The following is a 25,430-nucleotide window of genomic DNA, read 5'->3' on the forward strand; positions in this document are numbered from 1 at the left end:
AGCGCCCCTGCTAGTCTTGATACCGAATAACGTTAAGGAGAGATGATTATGACAAACGGAAAATTAGTCGGTCAAACAGCTTCAGTCGGATTTCAAATCGGCGTCCGCAGATCGCTGCCGGTGACACAAGAACAAGCTTGGAAGCTGCTAACATCATCCCGAGGTCTGCCGTTATGGCTGGGCCAATTGGAGGGGGCCAGCTTCATAGCGGGACAAGCTTATCGGACTGCAGAGGGGACAAGCGGTGAATTTCGTGTCGTGAAGCCCATGGAACAGCTGCGTTTGACATGGCAGCCATCAGGCTGGCCGAAACCGTCAACGGTGCAAGTCCGTCTGCTGCCAAGCGGCACGGAGAAAACAACGATTAGTTTTCATCAGGAGAAACTGGCCGATGCAAGGCAAAGAGAAGCGATGAAGCTGCGCTGGGAAGAAGCTTTGGCAGCGATTGGAGAGCTGCTTAAAGAAGGATTCGGGCGATGACGAACAGCTTGATCGTAGTCTTCATCCTGACGATGATTATTCATACGTCGGAGACACTGTCTTATTCCGTCCGCTTTGCCGGAGTGAAGTTGAACAAAATCGCGGTAGCGCTATCACTGACCGGAATTATTGTACTTGTTTCACGAACCGCCAACTTGATTCAAGCGCCGCTAACGGCCAAATTTGTCGATTATGCCAAGATCGATGCCGCATTTGATTTGGAGCGCTATTTGCGCATTATTTTATTTGCATCCTCGATCGGTACGATCATCGCCATTGCCTTATTTCCTTCGTTTATTAATATCAGTGCGAGAATTATTGCCAAATTGGAGGTTGCCGGTTCCATCCCCAAGCTCATTACAAGTGTGACTATTGACCAAATCAAGAACACGAAAAATTATTTGAAAAAGCCGACGATCCGGCTGAGTCATTTTCGTTATTTGGGCATTCCCAAGCGATTTCTCCTGTTAAATATCGTCGTGACTGCGTTTTACTCGGTCGGTGTGCTGTCCTCACTGTTCGCAGCGCATTTATTGCCTCAATACAGCACGACGGCCTCCCAGGCCTCCGGAATCATTAACGGGATCGCTACGATATTGCTCACGATATTCATCGATCCGCAGTTAGGCCTCATTACGGATAAAGCTTTGCATAACGAAGAGCACCGCGATCAACTTGGTAAAATCTATGCGCTGCTCATGACGTCGCGCTTCCTGGGGACACTGCTGGCGCAGATCGTTTTGATCCCGGCTGCTTATTTTATCGGATTGGTTGTGCAATGGATCGTCTAACTCTGTTATAATAGCTACTATCGTGCAGATTCAGCTAGAGAGAAACGGAGTCATTGAAATGAAAAAGTTCAAAAAATTTTATATCGAAATTACGAGCATTTGCAATCTCGCCTGCACGTTTTGTCCGCAAACGCAGCGCGCTAAAGGCTTCATTGAAATTGATACTTTTACGAATATATTGGATCAAATTAAACCGCATACCGACCATATTTACCTGCATGTAAAAGGGGAACCGCTGCTGCATCCGAAGATTGACCAACTGCTCGATATCAGCCATGAAAAAGGGTTCAAGGTCAATATTACGACGAACGGTACGCTAATTAACAAAAATAAACAGAAGCTGCTCGGTAAACCGGCTTTGAGGCAAATGAATTTCTCCCTGCATAGTTTTGACGGGCATGAGGGCTCGGAGGATAAAGAGGGATATGTGATGAGCATCCTTCGATTCGCCAAGGAAATTGTCGCAGCTTCAAACGTCATCATCTCTTATCGGCTCTGGAATTTGGATACGGATAATCAGACAAATCTGGAGCGGCAAAGAAATCGTGAAGTGCTGGAGATGCTCGAGAGGGAATACGAACTCGATTATAAAATCGATGAGAAATTCATCCGCGGCACCGGCGTGAAGCTGGCTGATCGGGTCTATCTCAATCAGGATCATGAATTTCAATGGCCGGATTTGAAGGCACAGGAAATTGAAGGACCGGGGTTCTGTCACGCATTGCGCAACCAAGCTGGCATTCTTGTAGATGGCACCGTCATTCCGTGCTGTCTGGATGGGGAAGGGGTCATTAACCTCGGCAATATCAACGATACGCCTTTTTCGGATATCGTCGAGGGCGAACGGGCGAATCGGTTGTTTGAAGGCTTTTCCAGACGTGAAGTGGTGGAAGAGCTGTGCCGAAAATGCGGATATCGAGAACGATTTAGCGTGTAAAAAAAGAGAAGTTTAGCCTCGCAGTTGCTGCTGTTAGGCTAAGCTTTTTCTTCTTTTCGGCGATTTCCGGTCATTCCTTTGCTTTTCTGTATCGTTCATGGGATAATAATCTTTTGCTTAAATCTGTTTCCTGGAGGCACACATTCCTTGGCACGGTATCCTTTTGCATATGATCGCGGACAACCCTATATTCAGCAGGTCTCGGATTGGATCGCTGATATCTTTTATGAAATTTTACCCGAAGCGGGCTTTGAAGTCCGCGATGAACAAATTTATATGGCATTTCAGCTGGAACGCGCCTTTGCCGAAAAACAAACGATCTTTGCCGAAGCCGGCGTAGGAACGGGCAAAACGTTAGTTTATTTACTCTATGCGATCTGCTATGCCCGATATATGAACAAACCCGCCATTATCGCTTGTGCCGATGAATCTCTCATCGAACAGCTGGTTAAGCCGGGAGGGGATATCGATAAATTATCCCTGCATTTAAATCTGGCCATCGATGCTAGACTGGCAAAATCGCCGGACCAATACGTCTGTCTGGTGAAGCTGGACGAGGCCCGGTTAGGTTATGAAGATGTGAAGCTCTACAAAGATCTGCACCGGAGTCTACCGGATTTCGTCCATTCTCGTGAAGCGCTGCAATCTTTTCATGCGTATGGGGATCGTAAACACTACCCGCATTTAAACGATGAACAATGGAACCGGATCGGCTGGGATGCTTTCCAGGATTGCTTTGTTTGCGACCTTCGTCATCGCTGCGGCCAGACGCTTTCAAGGGACAACTATCGTCGAGCCGGCGATCTGATTATTTGTTCTCATGATTTTTATATGGAGCATGTGTGGACTTACGAAGGAAGAAAGCGGGAAGGACAGCTTCCGCTGCTGCCTGAGCATTGCACGGTCGTCTTCGACGAGGGGCATTTGCTGGAATCGGCCGCACAGAAGGCTCTAACCTACAAGCTGCAGCATATTGTGTTTGAAGAGCTCGTCATACGTCTTCTTAAAGGGGAAGTTCGCGAAACGCTCGCGGTTCTCATTGATGAAGCGATCGATCAAAGCGAAACGATGTTCGGTGTGCTGGAAAGCTGTTGCCTGCCCATTGCGGGATCGGATCGCAAGCAGATTGTTATGAATGAACGATTGCTTCAAGAAATCCATCGGTTATGCGACATTCTTACCGCTATTGAAGAAGAATTGGTGTTCGAGAGCGAGCTTTTCACGCTAAACGAATATCAATTGAGGATCGTTGAAGAGCATTTGGAGATGATGCAGAAAGCGCTAGGCTTGTTTCAGCACGATCAAGCTTTCATTTGCTGGGCGACGGAAAGTATAACCGGACTCAGCTTGGTGGTGATGCCAAGAACGGTGAAGGAAGTGCTGCGCGAGCGCGTGTTTGCCAATAAAATGCCAATCGTCTTCTCATCGGCGACGCTATCGGTGGAAGGATCTTTTGACTATGTAGCCGGAAGTTTAGGGTTAGACAATTATTTATCTTTCTCTGTCAATTCTCCTTATGATTATCCGGGACGAATGGAAGTAATTGCGCCTAAATGGTCGGCAGGCGGATCATTTGATGAGAAGATGGAGGCCGCGGTCAAACTGTTATCACGGGCAGGGGGACGAGCGCTCGTTCTTTTCCCGACGCAGGAGGAACTGCAGCGGTTCAAGCGGGAAATCGTTCTCCGGGCCGAATGTGCAGGGATGCGCTTTTTGTTCGAAGGCGACCAGGAGATTAGTCATCTTATTAGAACTTTCCAGGAAGAGGAAACTAGCGTGCTAGGTGCGGTCAGTTTATGGGAGGGATTAGACGTACCTGGACCGTCACTCTCGAATGTGATCGTCTGGGCGCTGCCATTTCCACCGCAAGATCCTGTTTTTATGGCAAAACGCCTATCGGCAGCAGATCCATACGCTGAGGTGGATATTCCCTATATGCTGCTGCGGCTTAGACAAGGAATGGGGCGTTTAATCCGGTCTCGAGAGGATCGCGGTATGATCGCGATTTTCAGTGAGGAACTGCATTGTGACACGGTCCTGCGGGATCACGTTATCCGGGTGCTGCCGGAAGGTGTTCATTTGACGGACGGACAGGCTCAATCTTTATCTCTTGGATAAAATCATAATGAAATGTACGGTAAAACGTAATAAAATGACATCATGATCTAAATCTAAATGACAAGGTGAAACCAATGAGAATAGCTTTTTTTGATTCGGGTATAGGCGGTATTACGGTATTAGCCGAAGCCATGAAACGATTGCCGAAAGAGGACTTTGTATATTTTGCGGATACGCTTCATGTTCCCTATGGGACTAAATCGAAGGAAGAGGTTAAGTCATGTATTCAAGACGCAGCAGCTAGGATCATGAAGGAAGATGTGAAAGCTCTCGTTATCGCATGTAATACGGCGACAAGTATTGCCGTGACCGATTTAAGGCGCATTTATGATGTGCCAATCGTAGGGATGGAGCCGGCCGTAAAGCCGGCCGTAGAAATGAACCGCTCCACGGGAAAACGCGTACTCGTCTTTGCGACGGCTTTAACACTGAAACAAACCAAATATACGGAGCTCATCTCTCGGGTTGATGATCAGAGTATTGTGGATTCGTTACCTTTACCGGAATTGGTTGAGTTTTGCGAGAAATTAATTTTTGATCGTGAAGTTTTGCATGAATATTTTACTAGGGTTCTTTCGGAGTTCGACCTCAGCACGTACGGAACGGTTGTTCTAGGCTGCACCCATTACCCATTTTATAGATATATTTTACAAGATCTTTTACCTGATCATATCCAAATCGTGGACGGCGGCGCCGGTACCATTAATCGTCTTTCACAGATCTTGAACGAGAAGGGGCAGTTCAATTCGCACGGAGATTCGAGGGTTAAATTTCTGTGTTCCAGTAATGATCCCGATTATATCCAAAAAATGGAGCGAGCCCTTGCGCTGTTTCAAAACATGGGTTGATTCCGTTTATCAATAACGCCAGCCGAAGTGAGCGATCACTTTGACTGGCTTTTTGCGTTTTTCGGATGAAAATGAGATCAGGGGTGCTAGATGATACTGAATAATCCACAGACATTCGGCGAATAATTTCCTCTATATGCAAAATCTGGTTACATGTGTGGCTGAATTGTACATGAGGGGATGGGAGTGGAACAAATGAATGAACATGTCTGTATTTCTGTTGCCCAGAACCTGGACAAGCTTCGTAGTCAATTTGCAGATAATGAGCTGCTTGTTGTTCGAGATTTGAATGATTTCGCATGTGTTGTTTACTTGAATGTCCTCATTGATGAAAAAAGTTTCAATCAACAGATTTTCCGGAAAATGTGCGAAGATCTTATTCAACAGAAGAAACCGTCAGCCGAGACGATTCTGGAATCCGTCTACTCCTTAGGCGAAGTTAAAGCGGTGTCGCACATGAATGAGGTTGCGAGCGTTGTTGCCGATGCAGGGTTTGTGATTTTTATCGAGGGCTGCTTAGAAGCATACGGGATGGTTTTACCTGGATACGAGACGCGTCCGATTGAAGAGCCCAAAATCGAATTGAATGTCCGGGGTCCACGCGAGGGATTCACCGAAAATATTCAAATCAATCTGGGCATGGTTTATAGGCGATTGAAAACTCCGAATTTAAAGTCAAAATTATATCGTCTGGGTAAGCAGAGTCAAACGAAAGTGATGATCCTCTATTTGGATAACCAGGTAGAATCAGCAGTTTTGAACGAATTGATGCGAAGGATTGAATCCATTGACCTGAACGTGCTGGTGGATAGCGCACAAGTTGAAGAATATATTCAGGATCATACGTTTTCGCCGTTTCCTCAAATTCTGAATACGGAACGGCCCGATCGGGTCGTTACCGCCCTCAATAAAGGGAAAATTGCGGTTATGATGGATGGTACGCCGATTGTTTTAATCGCCCCGACTACGTTCTTTGAATTTATGCATCCGAGCGAAGATTTGTACGAAAGGTTCATATTTGCAAATTTTTTGCGAGTCATTCGTTTAATTACGTTGTTTGTTTCCTTATTCGGTCCTTCTTTATATATCGCCTTGACGACTTTTCACCTGGAAATGATCCCGACGCCGTTAATGCTTGCCTTTCTTTCCACGAAAGCCGGTATACCATTTCCAAGCTTTATTGAGGCATTCATGATGGAAATTTCTTTCGAAGTGCTGCGGGAAGCCAGCATTCGGCTGCCGCGAACGGTGGGTCAATCCGTCAGCATCGTTGGTGCGCTAATCATTGGTGAAGCCGCCGTGCAATCAGGCATTGTCTCGCGTCCGATGGTTATTGTGGTCGCCATGACAGGAATCGCTTCGTTTACCATTCCTTCTTTCAGTACGGGAATCGCATTTCGGATGTTGAGGTTTCCTCTCATGCTATTAGCGGCTTCAACGGGTGTTTTTGGCCTCTCATTGGGACTGGTTTGCATCCTCTTGCACCTTTGCTCCTTGCAATCCTGCGGAGTCCTGTTTTTAGATCCGAGCAATTCAGGCCGTTTAAGAGACACGATGATGAAATTTTTCCTCTTTCCGGTAAAAACCAGAAGCACATCTAAGAGAAGGGAACCGTGATCGGAAATGCTGCGGAGCCAAGCTTCCTTCGTGCATGGGAACGAAGGGCATGAGTATGAAATACGTTAAATGGATCCTGATCGTGTGCGCAGGCTTTGTTTTCATGACAGGCTGCTCCCCCGATGTTCATGAAATCAGCGATATTGCTTTGGTCATGGCGACTGGAATCGACTATGACAAAGAGCATGACAAATATATATTTACAGCTTATGGTGTCCTGCCATCGACGGGAAGTGCAGAAAAACCAGGTAAACAAGCGGAATGGGTCGCAAGCGCTGCCGGTAACTCCATTTTAGATGCAGCTAAAAATCTACGAAGCCAGGCGGGCAAAGCATTGATTTGGCAGCATAACAAATTTTTCGTTATTGGGGAAAAAGCAGCCCGTCAATCCATCTATGAAATCGTCGATTTTCTGTCAAGGAATCGAGAAGTCCGAATAACCAGCTACCTGATGGTCAGTGAAGGAGAAGCAGCAGATAAATTAAAAGTAAAATCACGCTCAGGAGATTTTATATCGAATGAATTGTTAGGCAAAATCCGTAATGAGAAGGACTGGGGAAAGAGCATCAGCCTTACAGTGAAAGATGTTGTCAATTGTTTTCCGCATCAACATCGGGGCTTTGTAATAGGGCGTTTAAGCACTTCTGATGGTCAAGATCAGCACAACAAAGTGCTTGCTTTAAAAGGCGGCTCAGTGTTCGGTAAAGGGAAATTTATCGGTTGGATGGGTGGAAAAGATGTGATCGTTGTGCAGCTGTTGGCAGATAATGCCATCTGGAAGAAAATTGAATTCACGGAATCTGTGGATTTTAAGTCCACCAGAATAACAGTGCTATACCGGGTTTCCAAGAAAACACTCCACAGCAAAATGGATGGTGGAAATCCCCATTTCGACATTGAGGTGAAACTAAATGCAATTATCGGTGATATGAATCAACATCTGGCGGTCACCAACCGGGATACCATCAGGCAGTTGGAACAAGCAGCGGCCAAACAAGTAGAGCTGATGATAAAAGATTCTTTGAAGTATTTTCAAAAAGACTTAAATGTGGATGTACTGGGTTTTTCTGACTATCTCAGAAGGAATCATGCCAAAGACTGGAAGCGGATTGAAAGTGAGTGGGAAAGCATTTATTCGGAGATGCCCATTCAAGTTCATGTCGATGTTAAATTTGAAAAATTGGGAATGACCCAAGTTTTAGGAGAATCTTGATATGTTCATCGGATCCGTTTGTCTTTTTTCGCTTTGTTACGGGGTCGTGCGATTTATTGAATTATGGAAAAAACAAGCCAAGTCCGATGGGATTGTGCTTTTATTGCTGTGTGGGGTCGCTGCTGGCTACTTAACTTCTTTCTCCGGCGGATGGCCTACTGTAGAATCATTGAACAGGGCTGTGTACAGTTCGGTCTCGCACTATATGATGAACCTCATGAAAATAAAGCTGGAGGATCAATGATGCCATCTGAAGAGAAAATAACACATGTCCAGCTCGGCTGCCTCTGTTTCGGTTATTTATCCGGATTCTCCACCTTATTCTTACTTGAGGCTAAATTCCTGAAACAGGATGTTTGGATGGCCAATGTATTGGCCATTGCAGCTGCTATAGGCGTGCTATGGCTCCTATGCTATGTTCAGAGAAAGCATCCTGATATGAAGTTTACGGAGTCTTGCGAGAAATTGCTTGGAAAATGGATAGCCAAATTCGCTTTCCTCATTTACCTAGCCTATTTTCTTGAATTGGGCGGATTGGCGGCTCGCGCGATCTCTACGTTCTACACGACGGCCATCCTTCCCAATACCCCGCCTAGCGTACTGATTCTATTGGTTTTACTGGTAACTTCCTATGCCATTTCTCTTGGACTCGGTACGATCATGAGAACGCTTCAAGTCATTTTGCCGTTTTTTATTCTAGCGAGCATCATCATCAGTTTGTTTATTTTCCGTGAAGTGGAAATGAATCCGCTTCTTCCGCAGTTTCAAAACCGGCTAACGAATATCATTTACGGAGGGATGATTTCTTTCGCTTTTCCTTTCGGAAAAACGGTGATGTTCGGTTTTCTTTTATCGCGCGTGAAAAATACAAGAAAAATGTTCGTTGGCGGCACAATCGGTATAGCTTTATCCGGTGTTTATTTATTGTGGGCGACTTATTTGACGTTCGGTTCGCTGGGAATGAGCTTGACTAGATCCGCTACATTTCCATTTTTCACAGCTATTCAGTTAGTGAAATTCGGTGAATACATGGAAAGAATTGAAATAACGATCATCGGAATTTGGACGATTTTCACTTTGTTCGAACTTATTGTTATCCAGTACGTTTTCACGGAGCTGATGGCGCATTTGTTCTCCATCAAACATACAAGAGCATTCATTTTGCCGATAGGTTTGTTGTTCTTCGCCATTTCGTTCAGGAGCTTTGGGCGAGTAACCGATCATGCGATGTACAACTATGAAATACTGCCGTTTTCCACGCTGATTCCGACAACCGTCATCCCTATCCTGTTAGCTTGCCTGACATTAATAAGAAAACGACGCTTTTCTCAGGAAACGGTGCGGGGACGCTGATCGAGGCAGGAACGTTGTTTTTCAGCGTTACAGAGGTAAAAGTAAATGGAAATGAGTGAATAGCGATGTTCTCCATTGTTACAGAGTAGATAAAGGCAGTATCGTGAACCAGAGCGAAGCAACAGTGATGTTTTTCATCGTTACAGAATTGAAGCGGGCAGATGCCAAATCAAATTTTCACCTTAGTCGGAAATAGAAGGCGGAAAGACCCTGACGGTTTTTCTTGTTTTCCTTGGGGAATTAAGCATGCAAATCCTGTGTATATATAAATGGAGTTCCATTTTAAATGAAATCGCTTTCAAATGTGGTGGGATTAGGGTAACGGAATAGTCTTCGCAGCAACGATTGGAACGGCGAGCATGTTGAAGGAGGCTATCGCATGGACTTTACCTTATCGGATGAGCAGGAAATGATTCGCCGGATGGTGAGGGAATTTGCCGAAAATGAAGTAGAACCAAGCGCAGCTCAGCGGGACGAGGAGGAGAGGTTTGACCGCGCATTGTTTGACAAGATGGGGGAGCTCGGCTTGACCGGCATCCCGTGGCCTGAGCAGTACGGCGGACTCGGAGCCGATTATATTACGTATGTGATGGTCTTGGAGGAATTGTCCCGGGTCTGCGCTTCCACTGGTGTTATGCTCTCCGTGCACACTTCGCTTGTCGGCTGGTCTCTGTATACGTATGGTACGGAACAGCAGAAACAGACGTACTTGCGGTCGATAGCCGAAGGGAAAAAGCTAGGCGCCTTTAGCTTGACCGAAAGCGGCTCCGGATCGGACGCAGGAGCCATGAGAACGACGGCGAAACGGGAAGGCGACAGCTATGTTTTGAACGGTTCCAAGATTTTTGTAACGAATGCGGGCGAAGCGGAAATTTATATTGTATTTGCTTTGACAGATCCGCAGCAAAAACAAAAAGGATGCAGCGCTTTTATCGTCGAGAAGGGAACACCGGGCTTTTCTTTCGGCAAAAAGGAAAGAAAACTGGGCATCCGTTCTTCGCCAACGATGGAAATTGTTTTTGACAATTGCCGCGTGCCTGCAGAAAGCCTTCTCGGTAAAGAAGGCGAAGGTTTCACCATCGCCATGCGGAGTCTCGACGGAGGGCGTAACGGCATTGCCGCGCAAGCGCTAGGCATTGCGCAAGGCGCGCTGGACGCCTCGATCGCCTATGCAAAAGCGCGCAGGCAGTTCGGCAAGCCCATCGCGCAGCAGCAGGCGATTGCCTTTAAGCTTGCCGATATGGCAACCCAAATCGAAGCCGCCAGACTGTTAACTTACCAAGCGGCGTGGAGGGAGAGCCGCCGCCTGCCTTATGGCAAGGAATCCGCCTATGCCAAACTTTTTGCAAGTGATACGGCCGTGCAGGTGACCGTAGAGGCCGTGCAAATTTTCGGCGGTTACGGGTACACCAAAGATTTTCCGGTAGAACGCTATCTGCGCGACGCAAAAGTGACGCAAATTTATGAGGGCACGAACGAAATCCAGCGTCTGGTTATTTCTAAAATGCTGCTGGCCGATTGAAGAAGGGAGAGGAAAACGTTGAGTGAATCATTACGGCCCGGACTTGAAAATGTTATTGCCAGCGAGACGAACATCTCGTATCTGGATGTAGATCAGGAGGAAATCGTCTTACGGGGCTACGATTTAATTGAACTTGCCCAGCATGTAACGTATCTGGATATTGTGGGGCTGCTGCTCGATGGGGCATTACCAACATCTGAGCAGCGTCAATTGTTAGAACAAAAATTGAAATCGGAATACACATTCCCTCAGCCGGTGCTATCCATTCTGCAGCTGCTTTCCGAGCAATCGAATATGATGGATGTTTTGCGAACAGGGATTTCGGCCATCGCAGGTTTCGATGGTGAATTGGATGACCGATCAAGAGAGGCCAATTCGCGCAAAGCGATCCGGCTGCTCGCCAAAGTGCCGCAAATTGTAGCGAACGGCTACAGGGCACTAACGGAACAACCGTTTATAGCGCCGCGTGAGGAGCTTTCATATACGGCCAACTTTTTGTATATGATCACCGGAAAAGTGCCCGACATGCTGGAAGAGGAGATTTTCGACCAATCGCTGATCGTTTACAGCGAGCACGAAATGCCGAATTCGACTTTCGCGGCACGGGTCATAGCGTCTACCCAATCCGATATGTATGGCGCGTTAACAGGAGCAGTCGCCTCGCTGAAAGGCACGTTACACGGCGGAGCGAATGAGGCAGTTATGCTGATGCTTCTGGAAGCAGGCTCGGAAGCCAATCTTGAGGCGTTGATGCTGAAGAAACTGGCGCAAAAGGAGCGTATCATGGGCTTCGGCCACCGAGTCTATATGAAAAAGGCCGATCCGCGGGCTATCCTGATGAAAGAAGCATTGGAGAAGCTCACAAAGGCCAAAAATCAGCCTGAACTTTACCAAATGTGCGTCGTCGGAGAGCAGTTGATGAAACGCGAAAAAAATCTATATCCTAACTTGGATTATTACGCCGCTCCGGTGTATCATCTGCTGGGGATTCCGATCGAATTATTTACACCGGTATTCCTCGCTGCGCGCACCGTCGGGATTAGTAGCCATGTCATCGAACAGCACGAAAATAATCGATTGTTCAGGCCCCGTGTCCATTATACAGGTCCGCGGAATTTACACCCTCCAAGGCGAAATGAGCCGCTGGAACAGAAGGGAAGACAGCTATGAGCGGCACTGAATACACAATGGACAAGGGGAAGACATTTGATCAGATAATCGTAGACATTGCTGAGTACGCACTCCATTATGAAATTGAAAGCGACGAAGCATTCCGGATCGCACAGCATGTGCTGATCGACTCCATTGGTACCGGTCTGCTAGCCCTTCGGTTCCCGGATTGTACGAAGCATTTGGGACCGGTCGTTCCGGGTGCGGTATTGCCGGGAGGAGCCCGTGTGCCGGGCACGCAATTCGAACTCGACCCCGTTCAAGCCGCATTTAATATCGGGTGTATGATCCGCTGGCTCGATTATAACGATACGTGGCTCGCTGCCGAATGGGGACATCCGTCCGATAACCTGGGCGGCATACTGGCAATCGCTGATTACCTCAGCCGCAGAAGGGTTTCGGAAGGGAAAGCGCCGTTATCCATGAAAGATGTGCTGACCATGGCGATCAAAGCGCATGAGATTCAGGGTGTGCTCGCCTTGGAGAACAGTTTAAACCGGGTGGGGCTGGATCATGTTCATTTTGTGAAAATCGCCTCAACGGCTGTCGTTTCCGCGATGTTGGGCGGAACTAAAGAAGAACTGCATAATGCGCTATCCAACGCCTGGATTGACGGTGCCAGTTTAAGGACGTACCGGCATGCCCCCAATACAGGTTCGCGTAAATCATGGGCAGCAGGGGATGCAACGAGTCGCGCTGTTCGTTTGGCGCTGATGGCCGTCGGCGGGGAGATGGGCTATGCTTCGGCTCTGTCGGCGAAAACCTGGGGATTTCAGGATGTGGTATTGAAAGGACAAGAGCTAAGATTAGGTCGTCCGCTCGGCTCTTATGTCATGGAAAATATTTTGTTTAAAATTTCATTTCCCGCTGAATTTCATGCGCAGACTGCGGTCGAATGCGCTATTGAGCTGCATCCTGAAGTGAAAAACCGGCTCGACGAAATCAGAGAAATCCAACTCATCACCCATCAATCCGCCATTCGGATTATCGATAAAAAAGGTCCTCTGCATAATCCGGCCGATCGGGATCATTGTCTGCAGTATATGGTAGCGGTCGGGCTGATTTTCGGAACGTTAGTTGCTGAGCACTACGAGGACGAGGTGGCAAATGATCCAAGAATTGATGCATTGCGGGGGAAAATGGCCGTCTTAGAGGATGAACGGTACAGCCAAGATTATTTGGACCCGGAGAAGCGTTCAATCGCCAACAGCGTACAAATATTTTTCAAGGATGGCACGGAGACAAAGAGAGTGATTCGTGAATACCCGATCGGGCATCGCAGACGCCGTGAGGAAGGGCTGCCGATGGTCGTACAGAAGTATGAATCCAATCTGTTAACTCGCTTCCCTCGGAAAAAGGCAGCGGAAATTGTTAAGCTTTCTCTGGATTATGAGCGACTCATTCAAACGCCTGTTCATGAATTTATGTCGCATCTCGTCATTTGACCGATGGTTATTTCAAATCAGACGGAAGCTGGAGGTCGGTCCTCATGACCTGGCTCATTGAAGAAGAACCGGAGCAAAAGCAATTGGCGATTGATTTTCGCAAGTTAATAGAAAGGGGTCCGATTGTCCAAATCCCCGGCGCCCACGATGGCATGGCGGCGAGAATAGCCAAGCAGTGCAATTTTAAAGCCATTTATCTGTCTGGAGCTGCGTATACTGCTAGTAGAGGATTGCCTGATCTTGGCCTCATCTACTCGAATGAGGTGGCGGAACGAGCACGCGAGCTGGTTCGCGCATCAGGACTTCCGCTGCTTGTCGATATCGATACCGGCTTCGGAGGCATCCTGAATGTCGCCCGCACAGCCAAGGAAATGGTGGAAGCCAAAGTGGCAGCGGTCCAGATCGAGGATCAAGAGATGCCGAAAAAATGCGGTCATCTGAACGGCAAGAAACTGATTTCCAGCCAGGAAATGGTTCAGAAAATACGAACAATCAAAGAAATCTGTCCTACTTTATTTATTCTTGCCCGGACGGATGCCAAGAGTGTAGAAGGCATGGACGCTGCGATCGAACGAGCCAAACAGTACGCAGCTGCCGGCGCGGATGGGATCTTCCCGGAAGCGCTCGAAAGTGAAGATGAATTTCAGCAATTCAGCCAAGAAGTCGACGTCCCCCTGCTGGCCAACATGACGGAGTTCGGGAGGACACCGTATTATACGGCTGAACAGTTCGAGCAGTGGGGCTTCCGTATGGTGCTCTATCCGGTAACGTCGCTAAGGGTAGCAGCAAAGGCATATGAACAAATTTTCACTGAAATTCGCCGCTTCGGCACTCAAAAGGGGATGCTCGGTCAAATGCAAACCCGGAAAGAATTGTATGAGACGATCGGGTATTACGATTACGAAGCATTGGATGGAAGGATAGCGAAAACCGTTTTGCCTGAATCAGACTAAGAGGCACTAGAGACCATCAAATTATGATCGCAGACCAGTCCCGCATAGATCGGTAGAAGGCCTCGCTGATGCAGTAGTATCGGTAGGGGCTTTTGCTGCGAGTTATTTTGTTAACCGATGGTTAATTAAAGTTTGCCAGATTGTGAGCGAAAGGGAAGAGTCCTGATGGGATCGGATACCAGCTATCGTTCGACGCATAAAGTGCGATTTGTTACCGCTTCCGCTTTATTTGACGGCCATGATGTATCCATCAATATGATGCGGCGCATGCTTCAGGCAAGCGGGGCCGAGGTGATTCATCTCGGGCACAACCGGTCTGTGGAAGAAGTTGTTCGGGCTGCGATTCAAGAAGACGTCCAGGGGATTGCGATTTCTTCCTATCAAGGCGGGCATATGGAATATTTCACTTATGTGCTCGATGCTTTGCGGGAAAACGGGGCGCCGCATATTCGGGTTTACGGAGGCGGAGGAGGCGTCATTCTTCCTTCTGAGATCAAAAAGCTGCATGCCTATGGGGTAGCCCGCATTTTTTCTCCCGATGATGGCAGAGAGTTAGGGCTTCAAGGCATGATCGATGTGATGATGCAAGAATGTGATTATAGCACAGTAACCGACACAGATCTCGATCCGGACGCGTGTATGCAAAGAAAAGAGCGCAGTATCGCGCAGTTTATCACATTGGCCGAAAATAGAAGCGATGGTACGCTGCTCGTTTCCGACAAGACGCTTGATGCATTCAGTCGAATTCAAGCCGTGTCTGCAAACTGTCCGATCGTTGGGATTACAGGTACAGGCGGGGGCGGAAAAAGCTCGCTCACTGACGAATTAGTCCGCCGATTCCTTCGTCATTACCCCGAGAAAACCATTGCCATTTTATCTGTCGATCCCACAAAGCGGCGTACTGGCGGCGCATTGCTCGGGGATCGGATCCGGATGAATGCCGTTCATTCCGATAGGGTGTATATGCGGAGTCTGGCCACACGGGGATCGGGACATGAGCTGTCTGACGCCATCCGGGATGTTGTTCAAGTCGTGAAGGCGGCGGGCTTTGATCTGATCATGGTGGAAACAAGTGGCATCGGGCAGGGAGATCATCAAATCACCCAAATTGCCGACATCTTTCTTTATGTCATGACCAGCGAGTTCGGCGCGCCGACACAGTTAGAGAAAATTGATATGCTCGACGATGCCGATCTGATCGCGATGAATAAATTCGACCGGAAGGGCTCATTGGACGCTCTTCGCGATGTGAAAAAACAATATCAGCGCAATCACGGTTTGTTTAACCAAGATGTTGAGACCATGCCCGTATTCGGCACGATGGCAAGTCAGTTTAACGATACGGGCGTACATGCTTTATTCCGCGCTCTGATCGATGTTTTGAACCGAAAGTGTTCGCTGCAGTGGCCCTCGCCCCAATTTTCTTCTGAACGAATAGCCGCTAAAAAACAAGTGATAATTCCGAATGAGCGTATTCGTTATTTGGGGGAAATTGCACAAACGGTCAGAGATTATCATGCTTTAATGAAACGTGAAGCTGAGCTGGCAAGCAGCTGCTATCGGGTTGATGGGGCGATCCTCGCGCTGCAGCAGCAAGAACCGGAAGCAAGCTTGACGCCGTTGATCAAACTAAAGGAAACACTCGAGAACAGCATGCAAAAGGAGACAAAGGAACTGTTGACCCGTTGGCCGGACATACAGCGACTATATAAAGGAGATACCTTCATCGCTCGGGTTAGGGACAAAGAAATCGTGACTGAGCTTACGACCCAAAGCTTGTCGGGGCTTAGTATCCCTAAGGTTTGCTTGCCGGACTACCGAGATTGGGGAGACATTCTTCGTTGGGTTTCTCGCGAGAATGTTCCCGGTGAGTTTCCCTATACGGCGGGAGTCTTCCCGTTCAAACGTACGGCGGAAGATCCCAAACGGCAGTTCGCCGGGGAGGGGGCGCCGGAGAGAACGAACCTGCGGTTTCATTATTTGTCGCAGAACGATCCAGCCAAACGTCTGAGCACGGCTTTCGATTCTGTCACGTTATATGGAGAAAACCCGGATTATCGCTTGGACATTTATGGGAAAATTGGCGAAAGCGGCGTCAGTGTCTGTACCTTGGATGATATGAAAAAGCTGTATGCCGGCTTCGATCTATGCCATCCGATGACATCCGTCTCCATGACGATCAACGGCCCGGCCCCCATCATTCTTGCCATGTATATGAATGCGGCCATCGACATGCAGCTTGAAACGTTTAATAAGGAGCAAGGGCGAACGCCAACCCCCGAAGAAGGGGAAAGAATTCGCAGGGAAACGCTTAGATCGGTTAGGGGGACAGTTCAAGCTGACATTTTGAAGGAAGATCAGGGTCAGAATACATGCATCTTTTCCACCGAATTCGCGCTGCGGATGATGGGCGATATCCAGCAGTATTTTATCGATCATGAGGTCCGCAATTATTATTCGGTTTCCATTTCGGGCTATCATATCGCGGAGGCCGGAGCGAACCCGATCTCTCAGCTAGCCTTTACACTGGCTAACGGTTTCACCTATGTCGAATACTACTTGTCCCGTGGCATGAGCATAGACGACTTTGCGCCCAACTTGTCGTTCTTTTTCAGCAATGGGCTTGATCCGGAATATACGGTGATCGGGCGTGTGGCCCGGAGAATATGGGCTATCGTCATGAAACATAAATATAGGGCTAACGAGCGAAGTCAGAAGCTGAAATACCATATCCAAACGTCCGGGCGTTCCCTGCACGCTCAAGAAATCGATTTTAACGATATTCGAACAACGCTTCAGGCGCTCATGGCGATTCTGGATAATTGCAACTCCCTTCATACGAATTCTTATGATGAGGCCATAACGACACCTACTGAAGAATCAGTGCGCCGGGCAATGGCGATACAGCTGATTATTACGAAGGAGCTTGGCTTTGTAAAAAGTGAGAACATGCTGCAGGGCTCGTTCCTAATTGAGGAACTGACCGATCTGGTTGAGGAAGCTGTCTTGCTGGAACTGGAACGGATCAGTGAGAGGGGCGGCGTGCTCGGTGCGATGGAATTCCAGTATCAAAGGGGCAAAATTCAAGACGAATCGATGCTGTATGAAATGAAAAAGCATAACGGCGAGCTGCCGATTATCGGCGTGAACACATTTCGCCATCCGAATCCGCGAGCGGACAAAGATTTGGATATTCCGTTAGCGCGTGCAACTCCTCTTGAAAAAGAGCGGCAAATCAAGAACTTGATGGCGTTTCACGCCAGAAATCAAGCGGAAGCGCCAAGCGCCCTAGCCAAACTTCAGCAGTCTGCCTTAGCGGGCGGCAATATTTTTGCCGAGTTAATGGAAACGGTTAGGGTAGCAAGCCTGGGACAAATCACGCATGCTCTCTATGAAGTTGGAGGCCAATACCGCCGAAATATGTAGCTTTTATCAAATGGGATGAACCGCCGAAGGAGGGAGAGGGAGTCCATGTCCTTTCAACAAGTCCCCAAGCATCGTCAGCTCGGTCTAACGAATGAGCAAGTGGTGAGCATGTATGCGTTCATGCTGATGGCGAGAAAGTTCGACGAACGCGCAACGCTGCTACAACGCTCAGGCCGGACTGCATTTCATATCTCCAGCGTCGGCCAGGAGGCGGCGCAGGTCGCTGCAGCATTTGCTTTAGAAAAGCAGCATGACTTTTTTCTCCCGTATTACCGGGACTACGCATTTGTTCTTTCGGTCGGAATGACTGTGCAGGAGCTGATGCTGGCCGCGTTTTTTAAAGCGGACGATATCAACGGAGGCAGACAAATGCCCGGGCACTTTGGCTTTAAGAAGCATCACATCGTCTCGGGATCGAGTCCCGTGGCTACCCAGGTTCTGCATGCCGTCGGGATCGGGCTTACGACATTGATGAAAAAAGAAGAAAGGGTCGCTTTTGTAACCTTCGGAGAAGGGTCCAGCAACCAGGGTGATGTCCATGAAGGGTTCAATTTTGCCGGCGTTTTCAAGCTGCCGGTCATATTCATGTGTGAGAATAACCAGTATGCGATATCGATCCCGGTTCATCGGCAAGTAGCCGGTCGCGTCGTTGATCGTGCCGCCGGATACGGTTTTCCCGGGGGTCGTGTAGACGGCAACGATGCTCTGGAGGTTTATCGCGCTGTCAAAGAAGCCAGAGAGCGCGCAATTCGTGGCGCCGGACCGACGTTGATCGAGGCGATGATGTACCGCATTCCGCCGCACTCCACGGCGGATGACGACATGCTGTACCGGACGAAAGAAGAAGTGGACTATTACAAGGAGCAGGACGGTATCGAAAGCTTCCGCCGTTATTTATTCGAATGCGGCCTGTTAAATGAAGAGATGGATAGCGCCATGCACGAATCCATTATGAACGAAGTGAATGAAGCGACGAAGTATGCGGATAGTGCTCCCTATCCGGCCCCGGAAGACGCACTAAAGCACGTGTACGCAGATGATGAAGCTGGAGGTGATGCTTGAGATGGGGATCATCACCTATTTGGAAGCGATCCGCTCTGCGATGAGCGAGGAGATGGAGCGGGATGAGCGCGTTTTCGTCCTTGGCGAGGATATCGGCAAGGGCGGGGTGCTGAACGCGACCAAAGGCATGCGCGACCGCTTCGGCGAGCTTCGCGTGCTCGACACGCCGCTTTCCGAATCCGCGATCGTCGGCGTCGCCATTGGCGCCGCTATGGTCGGCATGCGGCCGATAGCGGAGATCCAGTTTGCCGACTTTATTTTTCCGGCAACGAACCAAATCATCAGCGAAGCGGCGAAAATCCGTTACCGCTCGAATAACGATTGGCACTGTCCGATTGTGATCCGCGCTCCTTATGGAGCGACTGGCGGTGGCGGGTTATACCACTCGCAGTGCCCGGAGTCGGTCTTTTTTGGCACGCCGGGACTCAAAATCGTCGCGCCGTCGACCGCTTATGACGCGAAAGGGTTATTAAAGGCGGCGATTCGAGACGAAGACCCTGTGCTGTATTTCGAGCACAAAAAATGTTATCTCTCCATCACGGATGAAGTGCCTGCCAATGATTATATCGTTCCCATCGGTAAAGCGGAGGTGAAGCGCGAAGGCGAAGACATTACGGTTATTTCCTATGGATTGGCCGTTCATTACGCGCTAAGAGCTGCAGTCGAGCTTGAGAACGAAGGCATCAGCACGCATGTGCTGGATCTGCGCACCTTGCACCCGCTGGATAAGCAGGCGATTTGCGAGGCCGCTGCGAAAACCGGGAAAATTCTCATTTTCCATGAGGACAACAAGACGGGAGGCATCGGCGCTGAAATATCGGCGATCATTGCCGAAGAGCTTTTATACGAACTGGATGCTCCGATCATGAGATGCTGCCCGCCCGATATTCCTCCGGTAGCCATGGCGCCTACGATTGAGAAGTTTTATATGCCGAGCGTCGATATGGTGAAGGAGGCCATGCGCCGATTAGCGGAAATTTAACTGACCTGAGCAGAAACGGGGGAATTGACATCATGCAAAGCGAGCGAGGTAGCAAGGTAACCGTACCGCATCTGGCTGAAAGCCTCGTTTCGGCAACCATCGGTAAATGGTTGAAGCAACCGGGTGATTACGTTCGCGAATATGAGGTTTTATGCGAGCTGCTGACGGATAAAGTGAATGTGGAAATGCCATCGCCGCTGGAGGGTACGTTGGTTCAGATCATCGTGCAAGAAGGCGAGAGCGCGGATGTAGGTGCACCGATCTGCCTCATTCAGGAGTCTGCGGAAAAGATGGCAAGCGCTCAGGAAGCTTCGAGAAGAGACGAAAGCGGGGAAATCGAAGGAGGCGAGCATCGCTCCCGCTACTCACCGGCCGTTCTCCGTCTTGCCAAAGAACATGGGACAGATTTGCTGAAGGTCAAAGGAACAGGGCTTGGCGGCAGAATTACGCGTAAGGATATCATGACACATGTCAAAAACCAAATGGGGTCACCCTCTCAGGCGAAGCCGGAGCCGACCGTGGTTAAACGTGCTGTTCCAGCATTGTCAGCTGAACCCAGCGATAAACCTATGATGTCTCATGAACAAAAGCAACCGGCACTTGACCGGCAAAGTTCATCCGATACGATGCTTCCCGTAACTCCTTTGCGAAAGCTGATCGCTTCCCGCATGCAGCAGAGTGTAACCGAGATTCCGCACGCTTGGCTGATGGTTGAAGCGGACGTGAGCCGTCTCGTCGCTTTACGTCACAAGCTGAAGGCACGCTTCCTAAGTGAAGAAGGCGTACAGCTAACATTCACTCCCTTTGTTGTGAAAGCGATTGTTAATGCCATTAAAGATTTCCCTATATTGAATTCCACTTGGGCTTCGGACCACATTGTCATAAAGAAAGAGATTCACCTTTGTATCGCTATCGGCTCAGAGAATTCCGTCGTCACACCGGTGATACGCAATGCGGATCACAAAACGATCGCCGGACTCGCATTAGAGCTGGATGCGATGGTCAAGCGTGCGCGAGCCGGTACACTGACATTGGCTGACATGCAAGGAGGTACGTTTACCTTTAACAATACGGGGGCATTCGGTTCGATTCTTTCCTACCCCATTATTAATTATCCGCAAGCGGCGATCATTACTTTCGAATCGATTGTCCGTAAACCGGTTGTGATTCAGGACGATGCGATAGCAGTCCGATCCATGGTCAATCTCTGCCTTTCGCTTGATCACCGGATCTTAGACGGGGTTATTTGCGGCTGTTTTATGCAGCGTGTGAAGCAAAACTTGGAGCAATATGACCCAGATACGGTTATTTACTAGCCGTTTGCTCCATATGATCAAAGTAACCGCACGCAATGAAAGAGAAAGGAGGACGATGCGTATGAGACAAAGTGTCATTGTCAGTGGTGCGCGAACGCCATTCGGCAAGTTTGGAGGCGCATTGAAAGATATCGAAGCCGTTGCGCTCGGCGCTACAGCGATGAAAGCAGCTATAGAGCGTTCAACGCTCGATCCGGCGGAAATTGATGAAGTGATGATGGGCATGGTGCTGCAGGGCGGCGCCGGTCAAATACCCTCCCGACAAGCGGCCAGACTGGCGGGCTTGAATTGGCATGTGACTACGGAGACGATTAATAAAGTATGCGCTTCCGGTATGCGCAGCGTCACTTTAGCCGATCAAATCATTCGCTCAGGCGATGCGGATACGATCCTGGCAGGCGGCATGGAAAGTATGAGCAACGCGCCTTATCTGGATCCCGGCGCCCGCTGGGGAGCGAGAATGGGGAACCGGGAACTGATTGATCTGATGATTCATGACGGTCTGGAGTGCGCATTTGATAAAGTTCATATGATTGTACACGGCAGTTATGTCGCCGAAGAGTTTGGGATCACGCGAGACGAGCAGGATGAATGGGCGCTTCGCAGCCATCAGCGTGCGATCTATGCGAGAAACAAGGGGTATTGGGCTGAAGAAATCGTTCCGATGCCGATTGTGAGCAAGAACGGAACGACGTATATGGAGCAAGATGAGGCCCCGCGTGCAGACACTAGACTTGATAAGCTTAGCGCATTGCCTTCTTTGTTCGTCAAGGAGGGTACGATAACTGCCGGCAATGCACCCGGCGTAAACGACGGTGCCGCTGCTGTGGTCGTCATGTCCAAAGAGAAGGCGGTCTCCAAAGGGCTCATGCCGCTCGCGACGATCATCGGACATACGACGATTGGACAGAAAGCGCGCTATATCGCAACGACACCGGCACTTGCGATTCAAAAGCTGCTGCAGCAAACCTCCATGTCTTTGGAGCAGATCGACCGCTTCGAGGTTAATGAGGCGTTCGCGGCTGTCGTATTAACATGCGGAAAGTTAACCGGCTGGGATTTGGATAAAGTCAACGTGAATGGCGGGGCGATTGCGCTAGGCCATCCGATAGCCGCTAGCGGGACCCGAATCATTCTTACGTTAATTCATGAGCTGCGAAGAATCGGCGGAGGTTACGGCATTGCTGCCATTTGCAGCGGTGGCGCGCAGGGAGATGCCATTCTTTTACGCGTGTAAACGCCAATCTCAAAGGAAGGTCGATCTCATGAACATTCAAACGATTATGGTTGCAGGTGCAGGGCAAATGGGCAGCGGCATCGCGCAAGTGGCTGCAGCTTCGGGAAAGCGAGTGCTTTTCCACGACGTTTCCTTAGAACTCATTCATAAAGGTCTGGCTGCAATGAACAAGCAATTAACGCGCTCTGTCGAGAAAGGGAAAATTACAGAAGAACGAAAGGAAGAGATCCTAAGCCGGATACAGCCTACTGCGCGTTTGGAACAAGCCCAACAGGCTGAGCTTGTAATTGAAGCGATTACTGAGCAGATGCCGTTAAAAACGGCGCTATTCCAGAAGCTGGACGCCATATGTCCGGCACATGTCATTTTGGCATCGAACACCTCATCGCTGCCGATTACAGAGCTTGCGGCTGTAACGGGACGGGCTTCACAGGTCATCGGGATGCATTTCATGAATCCTGTACCCGTTATGCCTTTGGTCGAGGTGATTCGCGGCTTGGAAACCTCACAGGAAGTGTTCGACTCCGTCTATGACCTCGCAAGACAGATGGGCAAAACACCGGTGGAGGTGAATGACTTCCCGGGGTTTGTGTCGAACCGCATCCTGATGCCGATGATTAACGAAGCGATTTTCGCCGTTTATGAAGGCGTTGCCAATGTGGAATCGGTTGATCAGGTGATGAAGCTCGGCATGAACCATCCGATGGGACCGCTTGAGCTGGCTGATTTTATCGGGCTCGATACATGTCTCTCCATCATGGACATCTTATACGAGGGCTTCAAAGATCCCAAATACCGTCCTTGCCCGCTGCTCCGAAAATATGTGAAAGCGGGGCGCTTGGGCCGCAAATCCGGCCAAGGATTTTATCCATACCCATCAAGTCGTTGATCCGGGAGGGATTGTATGAAACTGTATACCAAAACAGGCGACAAAGGACAAACGAGCGTTATCGGGGCGCGTGTCGATAAAGACAATTTGCGTGTAGAGGCTTACGGGACTGTTGATGAATTGAATAGTTTGATGGGGCAGGCTGTCAGTATAATAAGGGATGATCCTCATACATCCTTCAAAAAGAGCTTACAGCAGATTCAACACGATCTGTTCGATCTGGGCGTGGATTTGGCGACGTTCTCCCCAAAGGTGTACAAAATCTCAACTGAGAAAGTGGAATTCCTGGAAAAGCGCATTGACGAATTATCCGAACAAACCCCGGAAATTACTTATTTTATTTTACCGGGCGGGACTCCGTTATCTGCGTCATTGCATGTGAGCCGGGCCGTATGCCGCAGAGCGGAAAGATCCATTGTGCGTTTATCCAAACAACATGCGGTTCATCCGGAAGCCATACAGTATATGAATCGCTTGTCGGATTTCTTATTTGCAGCTGCGCGATGGGTCAATCATTTGGAACAAATCGCAGATATACGATATGAAAGCCGCACACCCGGGTCTCCGTAAATCGGAGATTTTTTTGTATTTCAATTTATAGTTACAAAGTGCAGGAGGGAGGAATATAGTGTAGGTAACAGCACCGTGGGGACAGGGGGACTTTTCCGTGATTGCCAATGAAAGAACTTTATATTTATTCGAAGGGATTAATAAAAGCTCTGTGAAGATGATTATTGAACAAATGATCAAGATTAACCAATTCGATGATGATAAAGATAAAAAGGAAAAAGATTATAAGCGTCTTCCCATTGATCTTATCATCAACAGCAATGGCGGTAGCGTATACGACGGGCTTGCGCTGATTAATGTGATTGATAACAGTAAAACACCTGTACACACGCATGTTTTCGGACTTGCTGCCAGTATGAGTCTGCTTATTGCGGTTAGTGGCCATAAGCGATACTCGGGAAGATTGAGCACGTTTATGTACCATTCCGTCTCCAATCATATTGGCGGTCAATTCGAACATTTGAAAAACCGGCTTGATGAAACTGAGCGATTGCAATCCATTTATGACGAGTATCTCATTTCGAAAACAAAATTTCGGTTAGAGGACCTGAAAAGTGTTCAAGAACATCAGAGAGATTGGTTTATCAATCCGGAAGAAGCATTGGCATTGGGGATTATTGATGAAATTACATAGTAATTTCCGATCGGACGTAAAAAAAAGGAGGCTTTTGCCACCTTATAAAATATTGGGATTACACCCAGACATTTATAGCCATATGCACATAAAATGTGGTGTGCGTAATTGCATTATTCAACCTCTTCTTTGTAAACGGCCTTCTGGAAATTGAAGGTCGTTTTTTTTGTTTTGGCGCGACTCACGGCTTATACACGGTCTTTAAGTGCTGCAAATTCCAGCTGACGCTGTTCCCATTGGCGGTAACAAGTTCTACTAAATGGTTATCCACTTTCTTAAGCAAGCCGATCTTATTCGTGTTATCTCCGAGATCAAACACAATCAGAGTTCCTTCCAGTTTTTTGCATTGTTCTTCAAATGTTCTTGCTAATGAAATTTGAACCGGGTTAACAGGCAGTGACTGGTTGCTAATCGTGTAAGGAGTAAGATTGGAGCGATAAGGGATTAACCATTTCAAATGATTCATGGATACGAACATCGCTTTGTATACAGGCGAGTAGAAGACGAAATAATCGTTCATAATGCTTGTTAAATAGCCATGAATCGTTTTATTCCCGGTCACATAAATTTCTACGAATCGTCCCTTTGCATGATTTAATATTTTCCGGAAGGAAAGGCTATCCGATTGATATTCAATAGGCTTATCGTCTGAGAGATTTTCTTCCTCCATCGTCGTGTCCAAATTCTCTTGTACGTTCTGAATATGGACGATTGGGATGTAGTAGAACCGTTGTTCATGGACGATTACGATCAGATCCAAACCCATGTCAATAAATTTGCCTGTACATATATTATTTCCTGAGATTTCGACGATCACTTGTTTGCCCAAAAATGGTTGAAGAACATTCATCCTAGTAACCTCCCGGT

Annotated in this window: 22 protein-coding genes; 21 read left to right on the forward strand and 1 reads right to left on the reverse strand. The window is 48.4% G+C overall.

The window, feature by feature from the left end; genetic code table 11:
* The first annotated feature begins 48 nt into the window (after positions 1–48).
* From ACFQZT_RS28250 to ACFQZT_RS28350, 21 genes are all read left to right on the forward strand, one after another.
* Positions 49–480 (forward strand): SRPBCC family protein, encoded by a 432-nt coding sequence (locus ACFQZT_RS28250; RefSeq protein ID WP_379305543.1) that lies wholly within the window; start codon positions 49–51, stop codon positions 478–480.
* Positions 477–1,271: a lipid II flippase Amj family protein gene (locus ACFQZT_RS28255; RefSeq protein ID WP_379305545.1), complete on the forward strand. Its 795-nt coding sequence runs from the start codon at positions 477–479 to the stop codon at positions 1,269–1,271. Before ACFQZT_RS28250 ends, ACFQZT_RS28255 begins: the two co-directional genes overlap by 4 nt.
* Before the next feature lie 58 nt (positions 1,272–1,329).
* The gene (locus ACFQZT_RS28260; protein ID WP_379305547.1) at positions 1,330–2,208 is read left to right on the forward strand and encodes a radical SAM/SPASM domain-containing protein; all 879 of its coding nucleotides are present in this window, start codon (positions 1,330–1,332) and stop codon (positions 2,206–2,208) included.
* 147 nt (positions 2,209–2,355) lie between these two features.
* Positions 2,356–4,326 (forward strand): ATP-dependent DNA helicase, encoded by a 1,971-nt coding sequence (locus ACFQZT_RS28265; protein WP_379305549.1) that lies wholly within the window; start codon positions 2,356–2,358, stop codon positions 4,324–4,326.
* Between the two features lie 74 nt (positions 4,327–4,400).
* Entirely contained in the window at positions 4,401–5,174 is a 774-nt protein-coding gene (gene murI / locus ACFQZT_RS28270; protein WP_379305551.1) for a glutamate racemase, read from the forward strand.
* A gap of 195 nt (positions 5,175–5,369) precedes the next feature.
* Positions 5,370–6,791: a spore germination protein gene (locus ACFQZT_RS28275; protein WP_379305553.1), complete on the forward strand. Its 1,422-nt coding sequence runs from the start codon at positions 5,370–5,372 to the stop codon at positions 6,789–6,791.
* A gap of 55 nt (positions 6,792–6,846) precedes the next feature.
* The gene (locus ACFQZT_RS28280) at positions 6,847–8,004 is read left to right on the forward strand and encodes a Ger(x)C family spore germination protein (protein WP_379305555.1); all 1,158 of its coding nucleotides are present in this window, start codon (positions 6,847–6,849) and stop codon (positions 8,002–8,004) included.
* A 1-nt stretch (position 8,005) separates the two neighbouring features.
* A complete protein-coding gene (locus ACFQZT_RS28285) occupies positions 8,006–8,248 on the forward strand; it encodes a hypothetical protein (RefSeq protein ID WP_379305556.1) in 243 nt (80 codons plus the stop codon).
* Entirely contained in the window at positions 8,245–9,357 is a 1,113-nt protein-coding gene (locus ACFQZT_RS28290; protein ID WP_379305558.1) for a GerAB/ArcD/ProY family transporter, read from the forward strand. The genes ACFQZT_RS28285 and ACFQZT_RS28290 overlap by 4 nt, the downstream gene beginning before the upstream one ends.
* Before the next feature lie 379 nt (positions 9,358–9,736).
* Positions 9,737–10,879: an acyl-CoA dehydrogenase gene (locus tag ACFQZT_RS28295; protein ID WP_379305560.1), complete on the forward strand. Its 1,143-nt coding sequence runs from the start codon at positions 9,737–9,739 to the stop codon at positions 10,877–10,879.
* Between the two features lie 18 nt (positions 10,880–10,897).
* Complete coding sequence (gene mmgD / locus ACFQZT_RS28300; protein WP_379305562.1) at positions 10,898–12,049, forward strand: citrate synthase; 1,152 nt, start codon at positions 10,898–10,900, stop codon at positions 12,047–12,049.
* Complete coding sequence (locus ACFQZT_RS28305) at positions 12,046–13,494, forward strand: bifunctional 2-methylcitrate dehydratase/aconitate hydratase (RefSeq protein ID WP_379305564.1); 1,449 nt, start codon at positions 12,046–12,048, stop codon at positions 13,492–13,494. Before mmgD ends, ACFQZT_RS28305 begins: the two co-directional genes overlap by 4 nt.
* A gap of 44 nt (positions 13,495–13,538) precedes the next feature.
* Positions 13,539–14,447, forward strand: a complete 909-nt coding sequence (prpB, locus tag ACFQZT_RS28310) for a methylisocitrate lyase (protein WP_379305566.1) — start codon at positions 13,539–13,541, stop codon at positions 14,445–14,447.
* Positions 14,448–14,612: 165 nt separating this feature from the next.
* Entirely contained in the window at positions 14,613–17,873 is a 3,261-nt protein-coding gene (gene icmF / locus ACFQZT_RS28315; protein WP_379305568.1) for a fused isobutyryl-CoA mutase/GTPase IcmF, read from the forward strand.
* Between the two features lie 45 nt (positions 17,874–17,918).
* The gene (locus ACFQZT_RS28320; protein WP_379305570.1) at positions 17,919–18,935 is read left to right on the forward strand and encodes a thiamine pyrophosphate-dependent dehydrogenase E1 component subunit alpha; all 1,017 of its coding nucleotides are present in this window, start codon (positions 17,919–17,921) and stop codon (positions 18,933–18,935) included.
* Between the two features lies 1 nt (position 18,936).
* Positions 18,937–19,917 (forward strand): alpha-ketoacid dehydrogenase subunit beta, encoded by a 981-nt coding sequence (locus tag ACFQZT_RS28325; protein ID WP_379305814.1) that lies wholly within the window; start codon positions 18,937–18,939, stop codon positions 19,915–19,917.
* A 32-nt stretch (positions 19,918–19,949) separates the two neighbouring features.
* Entirely contained in the window at positions 19,950–21,233 is a 1,284-nt protein-coding gene (locus tag ACFQZT_RS28330) for a dihydrolipoamide acetyltransferase family protein (RefSeq protein ID WP_379305572.1), read from the forward strand.
* Positions 21,234–21,294: 61 nt separating this feature from the next.
* Positions 21,295–22,470, forward strand: coding sequence for an acetyl-CoA C-acetyltransferase (locus ACFQZT_RS28335; RefSeq protein WP_379305574.1), 1,176 nt, complete (start codon positions 21,295–21,297; stop codon positions 22,468–22,470).
* A gap of 28 nt (positions 22,471–22,498) precedes the next feature.
* On the forward strand, positions 22,499–23,359 hold the full coding sequence (locus tag ACFQZT_RS28340; protein WP_379305576.1) for a 3-hydroxybutyryl-CoA dehydrogenase: 861 nt from the start codon (positions 22,499–22,501) through the stop codon (positions 23,357–23,359).
* A 15-nt stretch (positions 23,360–23,374) separates the two neighbouring features.
* Positions 23,375–23,929, forward strand: a complete 555-nt coding sequence (locus ACFQZT_RS28345; RefSeq protein ID WP_379305578.1) for a cob(I)yrinic acid a,c-diamide adenosyltransferase — start codon at positions 23,375–23,377, stop codon at positions 23,927–23,929.
* Positions 23,930–24,026: 97 nt separating this feature from the next.
* Complete coding sequence (locus tag ACFQZT_RS28350; protein ID WP_379305580.1) at positions 24,027–24,563, forward strand: ATP-dependent Clp protease proteolytic subunit; 537 nt, start codon at positions 24,027–24,029, stop codon at positions 24,561–24,563.
* A 181-nt stretch (positions 24,564–24,744) separates the two neighbouring features.
* Here ACFQZT_RS28350 and ACFQZT_RS28355 read toward each other — a convergent pair whose 3' ends face one another.
* The gene (locus tag ACFQZT_RS28355; RefSeq protein WP_379305582.1) at positions 24,745–25,413 is read right to left on the reverse strand and encodes a DUF2642 domain-containing protein; all 669 of its coding nucleotides are present in this window, start codon (positions 25,411–25,413) and stop codon (positions 24,745–24,747) included.
* Positions 25,414–25,430: the final 17 nt, after the last annotated feature.

Source organism: Paenibacillus sp. GCM10027628, from assembly GCF_042676385.1.
Classification (GTDB): domain Bacteria; phylum Bacillota; class Bacilli; order Paenibacillales; family NBRC-103111; genus Paenibacillus_E.